The 11,626-nt window shown below is 68.2% G+C and carries 9 protein-coding genes; 4 read left to right on the plus strand and 5 right to left on the minus strand.

The genetic code is table 11. The features are described from left to right. Positions 1 to 218: 218 nt before the first annotated feature. The 4 genes from nadC to ACM9HJ_RS07565 all read right to left on the minus strand — a co-directional run bounded on the left by nadC (position 219) and on the right by ACM9HJ_RS07565 (position 5,441). Positions 219 to 1,070, minus strand: a complete 852-nt coding sequence (gene nadC, locus ACM9HJ_RS07550) for a carboxylating nicotinate-nucleotide diphosphorylase (RefSeq protein WP_416571099.1) — start codon at positions 1,068 to 1,070, stop codon at positions 219 to 221. Next, positions 1,070 to 2,680 carry an L-aspartate oxidase gene (locus tag ACM9HJ_RS07555; protein WP_416571100.1) on the minus strand — a complete coding sequence of 537 codons (1,611 nt, stop codon included), beginning with the start codon at positions 2,678 to 2,680 and terminating at the stop codon, positions 1,070 to 1,072. The genes nadC and ACM9HJ_RS07555 overlap by 1 nt, the downstream gene beginning before the upstream one ends. Positions 2,681 to 2,784: 104 nt before the next feature. Then, entirely contained in the window at positions 2,785 to 3,798 is a 1,014-nt protein-coding gene (nadA, locus tag ACM9HJ_RS07560; protein WP_416571101.1) for a quinolinate synthase NadA, read from the minus strand. A 293-nt stretch (positions 3,799 to 4,091) separates the two neighbouring features. Continuing rightward, the gene (locus tag ACM9HJ_RS07565) at positions 4,092 to 5,441 is read right to left on the minus strand and encodes a hypothetical protein (RefSeq protein WP_416571102.1); all 1,350 of its coding nucleotides are present in this window, start codon (positions 5,439 to 5,441) and stop codon (positions 4,092 to 4,094) included. A gap of 79 nt (positions 5,442 to 5,520) precedes the next feature. On the opposite strand from ACM9HJ_RS07565, the gene ACM9HJ_RS07570 reads away from it, so the two are divergent. From ACM9HJ_RS07570 to ACM9HJ_RS07585, 4 genes are all read left to right on the plus strand, one after another. After that, positions 5,521 to 8,091, plus strand: a complete 2,571-nt coding sequence (locus tag ACM9HJ_RS07570) for a helicase-related protein (protein ID WP_416571103.1) — start codon at positions 5,521 to 5,523, stop codon at positions 8,089 to 8,091. Beyond that, entirely contained in the window at positions 8,088 to 8,951 is an 864-nt protein-coding gene (gene prmC / locus ACM9HJ_RS07575) for a peptide chain release factor N(5)-glutamine methyltransferase (protein WP_416571104.1), read from the plus strand. Before ACM9HJ_RS07570 ends, prmC begins: the two co-directional genes overlap by 4 nt. 235 nt (positions 8,952 to 9,186) lie before the next feature. Continuing rightward, positions 9,187 to 9,624 carry a DUF4167 domain-containing protein gene (locus ACM9HJ_RS07580; RefSeq protein ID WP_416571105.1) on the plus strand — a complete coding sequence of 146 codons (438 nt, stop codon included), beginning with the start codon at positions 9,187 to 9,189 and terminating at the stop codon, positions 9,622 to 9,624. Positions 9,625 to 9,827: 203 nt separating this feature from the next. After that, a complete protein-coding gene (locus ACM9HJ_RS07585) occupies positions 9,828 to 10,715 on the plus strand; it encodes a sterol desaturase family protein (RefSeq protein WP_416571106.1) in 888 nt (295 codons plus the stop codon). On the opposite strand, the gene ACM9HJ_RS07590 is transcribed toward ACM9HJ_RS07585, so the two are convergent. Then, a complete protein-coding gene (locus ACM9HJ_RS07590; protein ID WP_416571107.1) occupies positions 10,677 to 11,522 on the minus strand; it encodes a hypothetical protein in 846 nt (281 codons plus the stop codon). The genes ACM9HJ_RS07585 and ACM9HJ_RS07590 overlap by 39 nt on opposite strands. Positions 11,523 to 11,626: the final 104 nt, after the last annotated feature.

Here is an 11,626-nt window from a genome sequence, read left to right on the forward strand (position 1 = left end):
AAAGAAAATCAGCCCCTTATTGCTTCCCCGGAAAAGTCTGGGCTGTGAGAGTTTCAACAATATCTACCGTCACCCCGGCGGAGGCCGGGGCCCGATGACAAGCGCTTTGTTCTACGACTTGGGCCCCGGCCTCCGCCGGGGTGACGGTAGAGAGAGGGGCAACAAGGGTGCCCAGAAGTTTTGCAGACGCCTCGCGAAAGTGAGCAGGCAGATGCGCCTTAACCCACCACGAAATCCAGGCCGATATCGAAATTCTTCACCGAATGGGTCAGCCAGCCCAGGCTGATCAGGGTCACGCCCGTCTCGGCGATGGCGCGGATGGTCTCCGGCGTCACGCCGCCCGACGCCTCGGTCACCATGCGGCCATCCACCATCTGCACGGCGCGGCGCAGGGTGGGCGGGTCCATATTGTCCAGCAGGACGGCATCGACCTTCAGCTCGATCAGTTCGGCCAGCTGGTCCAGGTCATCCACTTCGACCTCGATCTTCACCAGATGGCCGGCCCGTGCCCGGGCGCGTTCCACGGCGGGGCGCAGGCCGCCGGCGGCGACCAGATGGTTGTCCTTGATCAGGACGGCGTCGTTCAGGGCGAAACGGTGATTGCCACCACCGCCCACGCGCACGGCATACTTCTCCAGCGCGCGCAGGCCGGGCGTGGTCTTGCGGGTGCAGACCACCGTGGCGCCCGTGCCCTCGATCCGGTCGACCAGCCGGCGCGTCTCGCTGGCGATGCCGCACAGCCGGCCCAGCAGGTTCAGCGCCGTGCGCTCTCCCGTCAGAATGGGCCGCGCCGCCCCTTCCACCGTGGCCAGGGCTGTGCCTTTACCGATGCGGTCGCCATCCTTCACATGGCGGGTGATCTTCAGGCTGGGGTCCAGCAGGGTGAAGGTGTGCAGGGCCGCGTCCAGCCCGGCGCACACGCCCTCGTGCCGCGCGTTGAACAGCCCCTTGGCCGTGGCATCTTCGGGCACGCAGGCATCGGCGGTCAGGTCCCCGGCCATGCCCAGATCCTCCGCCAGGGCCGTGCGGATCAGGGTCTCGTACTGGATCGGGTAGAGCGGCAGGGTCATCACATCACCGGCAGGGGGGAACGGGGCGGGGCCACGCGGATGCGCGGGGCCGGGCCGGACAGGGTCACGCGCTGGCGCTGGCGCCATTCCGGCCGGCTGTCGGGCCAGTCGGACCGCTGATGCGCACCACGGCTTTCCTGCCGGTTCAACGCCGACCGCGCGATCAGCAGGGAGACGAGAAGCCGGTTGCGCACCTCGCCCGACAGGCGGATGGCGGTGGCATCGTCGATGCCCGTCTGCGGCTCCAGCCCGGCCTGCAAAGCCTCCAGCTCGGCAATGGCGCAGGACAGGCCGATACCATCACGCAGCAGGCCGACGCTTTCCGCCATGATGTCGGCCGCCTGCACTGCGACCAGGGCCGCCTGGGCCGTGGGCGTGAAACCATCGGGAATCGCGGGCAGGCCCACGGGGCCGGGCCGGGCCGGGGTGGAGGCCAGGATCGCATCGGCCGCACGCTCGGCAAACACCAGCGCCTCCAGCAGGGAATTGCTGGCCAGCCGGTTGGCGCCATGCACGCCGGTGCAGGCCACCTCCCCCGCCGCATAGAGGCCCTGGATGCTGGTGCGGCCATCGGCATCGGTGACCACGCCGCCCATGTGATAATGGGCGGCCGGCGCCACCGGGATCGGCATGCGGGCCGGGTCCAGCTTGGCATTGGCGCAGATGCCGGCGACGGTGGGGAACTTCCCGGCCCCGCCCTGGGCCCACAGGCTGCGCAGATCCAGATAGACGGGCAGGCCGCCGGCGATGCGCGCGCCGATGGCCTTGGCCACCACGTCGCGCGGCGCCAGTTCGGCCAGCGGATGCGCCTTCACCATGAAGCGCCCGCCATGCTCGTCCAGCAGATGCGCGCCGGCCCCGCGCAGTGCCTCGGTCAGCAGCGGCACCTGTCCGGTGCGCGACCCGGCCAGGGCGGTGGGGTGGAACTGCACGAATTCCAGATCGGCCAGATCGGCCCCGGCGCGGGCGGCCAGGGCGATACCGTCGCCCGTCGCTTCCGCCGGGTTGGTCGTGTGCCGGTAAAGCTGCCCCACCCCACCGCAGGCGAGCAGCACGGCCCCGGCCCGGTGGAACACCCAGCCTTCGGCCGCATGATGGGCCAGCAGCCCGACCACACCCTGTCGACCCGTCACCAGATCCCAGGCGAAGGTACCCGGCTCCACCTTGATATGATCCGCCGCCCGCACCCGCGCCGACAAGTCCGCCATCAGGGTCCGGCCCGTGGCATCACCGCCGGCATGCAGAACGCGGGCGGCACCATGCGCCGCCTCTCGCCCCAGGCACAGGCGGCCATTGGCCTCCCGGTCGAACGGCAGGCCGCGATTGATCCAGCGGGTCAGGCGCTTGGCCCCCTCCTGCGTCAGCAACGACGCCATTTCCGGATCGGTCAGCCCGGCCCCGGCCGCCACCGTATCGGCGGCATGTTCGGCCGGATCGTCGGCGGGATCGATGGCGGCGGCGATGCCGCCCTGGGCCCAGTTGCTGGACCCGCCCGGCAGATCGTCCGTCTTGGTCAGCAGCGTGACGCTGAGCGGCGCCAGCGACAAGGCCGCCACCAGCCCGGCCATGCCGGACCCGACGACAATCACATCGCTATGCCGCATCTGCATTTTGCTGTTCCCTCAGGCGCCGGGCGCCGCCATCCGGCGGCTTGGCTCACGCGCCACGTGGCGCGGGCCGGCGGTCGCCGGCCTTTGGTGCATATGGCTAACCATCACTTCTTGCCCACCGCCAGCATGCGCTCCACCGCCAGCTTGGCGCGGGCACCCACTTCCGGATCGACATGCACCTGCGGCTGCATGCTGACCAGGCTTTCCAGGATGTTGGAAAGGGTGATGCGGCGCATATGCGGGCACAGGTTGCAGGGGCGGACGAACTCCACCGCCGGATTGGTCGCCGCCAGATTGTCGGCCATGGAGCATTCGGTGATCAGCAGCACGCGCTTGGGCTGCTGGCCCTCGACATAATCCTGCATCTTGGCGGTGGAGCCGACGAAATCCGCCTCCGCCAGCACGTCCGGCGGGCATTCGGGATGGGCGATGATGGTGATGTCGCCCTTGAACTGGGTGCGGTAGGCCTTCAGTTGTTCGCCGCTGAACCGCTCATGCACCTCGCAATGGCCCTTCCAGGCGATGACTTTCTTGGTGGTCTGGGTGGCTACCCACTTGGCCAGATATTCGTCGGGGATGCACAGCACCTCGTCACCCGGCAGCGAATTGATCACCTCCACCGCGTTGCCGGACGTGATGCAGACATCGCTTTCCGCCTTCACCGCGGCCGACGTGTTCACATAGGTGGCAATCGGCACGCCCGGATAGCGTTCACGCAGCAGGCGGACATCGGCGGCGGTGATGCTGTCGGCCAGGGAGCAGCCGGCATCCATGGCCGGCATCAGCACGGTCTTTTCCGGCGACAGGATCTTCGCCGTCTCCGCCATGAAATGCACGCCGGCCAGGACGATGACGTCGGCATCCGTATCGGCGGCCTTGCGGGCCAGCAGCAGACTGTCGCCCACGATATCGGCCACCGTGTGGAAAATCTCCGGCGCCTGATAATTGTGCGCCAGGATGACGGCGTTGCGTTCCTTCTTCAGCCGGTTGATGGCATGCACCAGCGGCGCATGGAACGGCCACTCCACCTCCGGGATCACGCCCTTCACCTTCTCGAAGATGGGCCGGGTCGCTTCGGCCACGGCAGGGCTGTAGGTGAGGTCGAGGGGGGCGGACATCGCGAGACACTCCGGCAACCCGCGGGGGCGGGCATGGGACAAGACTTATGCTCGAATTGAGCATTACTCTCCCTTATGCTCGCGCAGAGTATAAGGGGTGTCAAGCCCCGGTCGCCGCAAGGTCACGCTTCCGTCACAGTCCGGATAGGTGGGATTCGCATGTGTGCAACGCAACATCGTTGCGTTTTGTTCGTTCCCTCAGGCGCCGGGCGGGCGCATCCGCGCCCTTGGCTCACGTCGCACGAGCGGCGGGCCGGCGGTCGCCGGCCTGCAGCGGCTTTCTGCCGTTGGCGTCAATTGAACGCCATCATCCCCTTGAAAAGGCTGGTGGCGTCGCTGCCATTCAGGATGACGCGGCCATCATTGCCCATGGTCAGACGGTATTGAAGGGTGGTGCCCTTCTCCCCCACCTCCTGCCGGCCCAGTCCCTGCAGGGCATAGAGCCCGATGGCCAGACCCGCGCCCCGTGCCCCCATCGTCTGGTTCACAGCACCGATGATCCGGTCCACGCCGCGCAGGGCCAGATCGGCCTCCCCCGTCACGCCATTGGCGCTGGATGTGGAGAAACGGAAATCGCCCTTGCCCAGCACGGTCGATTGCGCGTTCCACAGGCTCAGCCGGCCGATCCTTACATTACTGCCCGATGAGGCCAGCAGCGGCGTCCAGCCGCCCGGCGGCTTGGCCCCGGTCAGCAATTCGCGCGGCAGCGACGTGCCGGTCAGGGCCAGTTCCGCCCGTGTGGGCAGCAGGCCCGGATCGATGCCGGGGCCGGTATGGTCCAAACCTTCGTGCACCCAGTCCAGCACCAGCCCGGCCTTGGCCGCGTTCAGGCCGGTAAGGGACAGTTTGCCCTTGGCACTGTCCAGCAGGGTGCGGGTGCCATTGTCGCGCACCTGTCGCAGGCCGGCGATATCGGCGGAGATGTCGATGCCGCGTGCCAGCCGGTCCAGATTGGCGCGGTCACCATCGGCCATCAGCGCGCCCATGCGCGTCATGTCCAGAGCGTCGGCGGATGCGTCCAGGCGCAGCCGGTTTACGGCCAGCCGGTCCACCCCCATCGGGTCCTTCACCGACAGCCCATCCAGCGACAGCGACACCTGCCCGCTCCAGGTGCCACCCGTCGCGGCTCTGGGTGTCAGGATGAAGCGCAGGGCCGCCAAGCTGCCCGTACCGGCCCCCATGGCGGGGGTGAATTTCGCCTCGCCCAGATCGATATCGGCGGCGATCAGGCTGCGCCCGTCGCCACTGACCGACAGGATCAGGTTCTGCCGGCCCAGCGCGATGTCGCCCAGGCGGAAACCATTGGCGCCATAGAGCGTCAGCGGCTGTGACAGTTTCAGTTTCAGGCGCCAGGACCCGTCCGCCTGCGGCGTGCCGTCGCCTTCCACCAGCGGGGCTTCCACCATCCAGCCATCATTGGCGGCCAGGCGCAGCTTGGGGATGCGCAGCCGGTACTGGCCGCCAGCCTCGCTCACCGTCACGTCGGGCACGCGTTCCACCCGCAGCCGGTCGTTGCTGACAGCCGATTCGCCCAGCCGGTTTGTGACCGTGTCGCGCAGGGCCGCCGCCTGTTCCGGGCTGGCGGTGGCGGGGCCGGCCAGCGCCAGCATCAGGATGGGGAGAAGGAGAAGCGCTTTCTTCATGCCTGTTCATCTGCCCTGGACAGATGGCTTTTCCGTGGCCGGGCTTGCAATATCACAGGCGTCCGCCCACAGATAAGCCATGACGCAGATTACTCCCGTTGGCGGCCGGGTGCTGGCCGTCCTGGGCCCCACCAATACCGGCAAGACCTATCTGGCCATGGAACGCATGGCCGCGCATTCCACCGGCATGATCGGCTTTCCCCTGCGCCTGCTGGCGCGGGAGAATTACGACAAGCTGGTGAAGATGAAGGGGGCCAATGCCGTGGCCCTGGTGACGGGGGAGGAGAAGATCATTCCCCCCGCCCCGCGCTATTGGGTGTGCACGGTGGAAAGCATGCCGCTGGACCGGCAGGTGGGTTTCCTCTGCGTGGATGAGATCCAGCTTTGCGCCGATGATGAGCGCGGGCACATCTTCACCGACCGGCTGCTGCATGCGCGCGGGGCCGAGGAGACGATGTTCCTGGGCTCCGACATGATCCGGCCGCTGATCCTGAAGCTGATCCCCAAGGTGGAGGTGATCACAAGGCCGCGCTTCTCCAAACTGTCCTATGGCGGGCACAAGAAACTGACCAAGCTGCCGCCGCGCAGCGCCATCACAGCTTTCTCGGTGACGGAGGTCTATCAGCTGGCCGAAATGGTGCGCCGGTCGCGCGGCGGCACGGCGGTGGTGATGGGCGCACTCAGCCCCCGCACCCGCAACGCCCAGGTGGCGATGTATCAGGCCGGCGACGTCGATTACCTGGTGGCCACGGATGCCATCGGCATGGGCCTGAACATGGATGTCGACCATGTCTGGTTCGCGCGGATGACCAAGTTCGACGGGCAGCGCCCCCGCCGCCTGACCGCCCCGGAGGTCGCCCAGATCGGCGGCCGTGCCGGCCGGCACCAGAGCGACGGCACCTTCGGCACCACCTGGGACTGCTCGCCCCTGGATGAGGATATCGTGCGGGCGGTGGAGAACCATGAGTTCCAGCCGCTGCAACAGCTGGTCTGGCGCAACAGCGACCTGGATACGCGATCGGTCGAGGCCCTGCTGCGCACGCTGGAGGCCCGCCCGCCCTCACCCCTGCTGATCCGGTCGCGCCCCGCCGATGATGTGGAGGCGCTGAAGGCCCTGGCCGGCGATGGGGAGGTGATGGGCCTGACCCGTCGCCCGCGCGGGGTGAAGCTGCTGTGGGAAGTCTGCCAGGTCCCCGATTTCCGCAAGACCATGACCGACGCCCATACAAGGCTGCTGGGTCAGCTCTATCGCCAGCTGATGGCGCCGGGCGGGCGGCTGACCACGGATTTCGTGGCGGGGCAGGTGCAGCGGATGGACAATCTGTCGGGCGATATCGACACGCTGGTCTCCCGCATCGCCCATATCCGCACCTGGACCTATATCAGCCACCGGCCGGACTGGGTGACCGACCCCAAGCACTGGCAGGGGGTGACGCGCGGGATCGAGGATCGGCTGTCCGACGCGCTGCATGAACGGCTGACACAGCGTTTCGTCGATAAGCGATCGGCCGGGCTGGTCAAATCCCTGCGTGACGGGCGCGATCTGACGGGCCATGTCACCGCCGACGGGGTGGTGTTCGTAGAGGGGCATGAGGTTGGCGCCCTGAAGGGGCTGGCTTTCGACATGCAGGCCGATGTCGGCGACGATGATCACCCGACCCTGATGACCGCCGCCCGCCGCGCTTTGCGGGATGAGATCGCGCGGCGTGTGGCGCTGGCCGACGCGGCGGGCGACGGTGCCTTCGCCCTAAACGAAGACGGTATCATCCGCTGGGACGGGGTGGAACTGGGACGGCTGCTGCCCGGCGAAAGGCTGCTGTCGCCCGGCGTCCGCCTGCTGCGGGATGAGTTGCTGGAAGGTGGGCAGCGTGACCGGATACGCACACGGCTGCTGACCTTCACACAGACGCGGATAAAGGCCGATCTGGCGCCGCTGGCGCGGCTGGCGGCGGCCGACCTGTCCGGCCCGGCACGCGGCATCGCCTTCCAGCTGACGGAGGCCGCCGGCATCCTGGCCCGCGCGGATGTCGAGGGGCTGGTGGCCAGCCTGGACAAGCCGGCTCGCGCAGCCCTGGAACGGCTGGGCGTGCGCTTCGGTGGCGCACAGCTGTACCTGCCGGCCCTGATCAAGCCCAAGGCCGCCGCCATGCTGGGCCTGCTCTGGTCCGTGCGCCACGGGCTGCCCCTGCCGGCCCCGCTGCCATCGCCCGGCCGCATCTCCGTCCCGCGGGACCCGGCGGGCGACGGATTGCTGCGCGCCGCCGGTTTCCTGCCGCTGGGACCGCGCGCCGTGCGGGTGGATATGGCCGACCGGCTGATGCAGACCATTGCCGAACGCGCGCAGGACGGGCGCCTGATCGACCTGTCGGGCCTGGCACCGCTGGCCGCCAGTTCCAATGCCGAACTGCCGGAGATCTTGATGGCGCTGGGCTGGCGTCTGCGCCGGAAGCCGTCTGTGGAAGAGGGCCAGCCGCCCGCGCCGGACATCTGGGTGCGCCGCCGGCCGGACCCGACCCCGGTGCCGGTTGCCGCCAAGCCTGTCGCGGTCGATGCCGACAATCCCTTCGCCGCCTTGGCCGGGCTGGCGGAAAAACTGGCGGCCAACGCCGCCCCACCGCGACAGGCAGGCCGCCGCCGGAGGAAGCGATGAGCGAGAGGATATCCCTGCCCCCCCTGCTGCGCGCGGCGGAGAAAAGGCTGGCGGATCTCGGCGTGGAAGAGGCGCGGCTGGACCTGCTCTATCTGGCCGAACGCGCCTTCGCCATTCCCGTCAACCGGCTGCGCCGGGCCGATGGCCTGACCGTGCCAGCCGATGCCGTGCCCGGCTTCCAGGCGCTGGTTGATCGCCGTGCCACGCGCGAACCGGTGCAGCGTATCCTGGGTGATTGGGAATTCTGGGGCCTGACCCTGGCGCTGGGACCGGAAACGCTGATCCCAAGGCCGGATACGGAAACGCTGGTGGAGGCGGTGCTGCGCGCCCGGCCCGACCGGACGCATCCCTGGCGCATCCTGGATCTGGGCACGGGCACCGGGGCCATCCTGCTGGCGCTGCTGTCGGAATATCCGCATTCATTCGGCGTGGGCGTGGACCTGTCGCCCGATGCGGCAAAGGTGGCGGCCGGCAATGCGGCCGCATTGGGCCTGGACGGACGGTCGGCCTTCCTGTCGGGCTCCTGGGTCGATGCCCTGACCGGGCGGTTCGACATCATCGTGTCCAACCCTCCCTATATCCCCGATGCCGATATCGAAGGATTGGCGCCGGAGGTGGCCCGGTTCGAGCCCTGGCGGGCGCTGGCCGGCGGCGCGGATGGGCTGGATCCGTACCGGCATCTGGTCAAGGTGCTGCCGCCGTTGCTGGCGCCGGGCGGCATCATCGGGTTCGAACATGGCGCGGACCAGGGGCCGGATGTCGCCAGCCTGCTGCGCTATGCCGGTTTCGGCGATGTCCATACGCGCCAGGACCTGGGCGGGCGCGATCGGATCGCCATGGCGCAGGATTTCCACAGCTGATCGTTACGAAGCTGTAAAAAACCCTTGGAATGCAAGGCGAGTATCGCTAGGGTCCGCTTCGGACGGCAGCAGCGCGTGGGGCGCCTGCCGTGGCAAAGCCCTCGGACCGGGGCTTATGCGTCCCAGGGCGAGGCGATTTTTCGCCGCCCAGAAGGTCAAGGCCGAATAAACGCGGATAAGACGGGGCGACAGGATGTCCGGGGGCTCGGAAAACCAGGGGCCGAGCATATAGCGAATGAGACAGGGACCCAATAACCAGCAGCAGCGGCGCGGCCGTGGCCGTGGCGGCAATGGCGGCGGCGGCAATAATGGTGGCGGTGGTGGCGGCGGCAATAACGGCGGTGGCAATCGCCGCCAGAACATGCCGTTGCGTCATCAGAACTTCGACAGCAATGGTCCGGATGTGCGCATCCGTGGCAATGCCTTCCAGGTCTATGAGAAGTACCAGGCGCTGGCGCGCGACGCCCACGCCTCGGGCGACCGGGTGGCTGCCGAGAACTATCTGCAGCATGCGGAGCATTATTACCGCATCATCTGCCAGATCAACGAGCAGGAAGGCCGCGCCCGTCAGCCCGTGCCCCGGCACGATGGCGATGGCTTCGACGATGCCGAGGGCGGTGACGACCAGGGCAACGAGATGGCCGACGCCGAAAGTGACCAGCCGGCGGCGTAAGGCTTTCTTGTTCCCTCAGGCGCCGGGCGCCGCCATCGGCGGCTTGGCTTACGCGCCACGTGGCGCGCGGCGGCAGTCGCCGCCGTACCACCGGTCAAATATTTCGACCGGTGGTATCATGCCGTTAGTATGACCCCGTCTTTGCGGTCCGGTCCCGATCTGTCATGCTGCCCCGTCTTCGATAAGGACGGGGTGGCCGTGGCATGGCGCGGCAGGATTGGGACAAGGCCACCGATGACTGGCTGGCCTCGTTGGGCGGTCTGCTGACGGCACCTGAATCCGTCTTCTGGTGGCCGGGCCTGGCAGTTGGGCTGGTGGGTGCCGTCTGGTACGGGCGCCAAAGCGGCCTGTGGGGTCGGGCGGCCGATTACTGGCGCGAATTGCCCATCGATGCCGGCTGCTTCCTGGCCAATTCCACCCTGCCTTTCCTGCTGGCCCCCTGGCTGCTTGGCCTGGTGCTGATCGGCAACCGGCTGGGGGCGGTGCTGGCCGGGATGGTCGTGGGCACCACACCGGGTGGGGCACCGGGCTGGCCCCTGCTGCTGGCCGCCGCGTTTTTCGCCTTCGTGGCCGGTGATTTCGCGCTCTATTGGACGCACCGGCTGTTCCATGGGGTGCCCCTCCTCTGGCGCTCGCACCGGCTGCACCATGCGCCGCCCGTGCTGACGCCGCTGACCGCCTTCCGTTTCTGGCCCTGGGAGCAGGCGGTGCATATCAGCGCCAACATGCTGGCCCAAGGTCTGGGGCTGGGGCTGGCCGCCGGGCTGGCGGGTGCGCAGGTGCCGGCGCTGACCGTGCTGGGCGTCAATATCTTCACCCTGGCCTGGGGGCTGGGTTTCGCGCATCTGCGCCACAGCGCGGTGCCATTGCCCTTTCCCGGTTGGCTTTCACGCTGGTTGATCTCCCCACACATGCACCAACTTCACCATTCAATGGCGCTGCAACATCGCGACCGCAATTTCGGTACCGCGCTGGCCATCTGGGACCGGATGTTCGGCACCTATGTTCTGCCGGAGAAGGAAGAGCGGTTCAGGTTCGGCACCGATGAGGCGTCACCCCACCCGCTCCCCGGGCCAGGCGGTCAGGCTTGAGGCGGCGGTTTCCGCCATCCGCCCCAATATCCAGAACAGCAGCAGCGGCAGCAGGACGAGCTTGGCGGCATAGGCGATGGTCAGGTCGATGACGATATCGGCCAGATCGCCCAGGGCCGACACCAGCCGCGTCACCGCCCCCGTCGCATTGCCCAGTGCCCGCAGCCGGTCCATCAGCCCGCCATCGCCCTCCACCGGCACGGGTGCCGCCGCCAGCGACAGCGCGTCCAGGCGCAACTGCGCATCGGCGATGGCCGGGTCCAGCAGCTGCGCCGACAAGGAAGCCGATCCCAGTACCACCAGCGGCACCCCGACCTTCAGCACCAAAGCCGCGAACAGCAGGAACGTGCCCAGCCGCCGCGCGAACAGCGCCCCCATTCCCGGCATCGGTGCTGCCAGTGCCGCCAGCAGCAATCCGGCCGGCAGCAGCACTGCCAGCCCCAGCATGTCGCCGGCCTTGACCAGCAGGGTGGCCCCGCCCAGCACCACGGTGGCCCCCAGCATCATGGTGGAAAACCGTTCCACCAGATCGTTGACAGGGTCCAGCACCTGCCCCGGCTGCACGCCCAGCCCGGCCGACACCTCCACCGTCTGCGCCACCGACACGGCGGCATCGATGACCCGCGCCGTGGCGAAGACCGCGGTGGCCTGGGCCAGATTGTCGTGCAGCGCCTCCTGACTGGCCATGGCCAGGGTCTTGGGCAGGAACGCCCGTTCGGCGCGGTCGAACAGGCCCAGGCCCGCGATGACCGCGATGATGGACAGGATCAGGCTGTAGCGCAGGCGTGCCTTCATCTCCGGGGACACAACACCCTCCTAGACCTGCCGCATGCCCGTCCTAACGGGGCTGTGCGTTGACCGTTCCCGGCCTTCGCCCTAGTTTTGCGGCCTTGTTATTTCTCTATCTGGTG

Source organism: Niveispirillum sp. KHB5.9, assembly GCF_048066115.1.
Lineage (GTDB): Bacteria > Pseudomonadota > Alphaproteobacteria > Azospirillales > Azospirillaceae > Niveispirillum.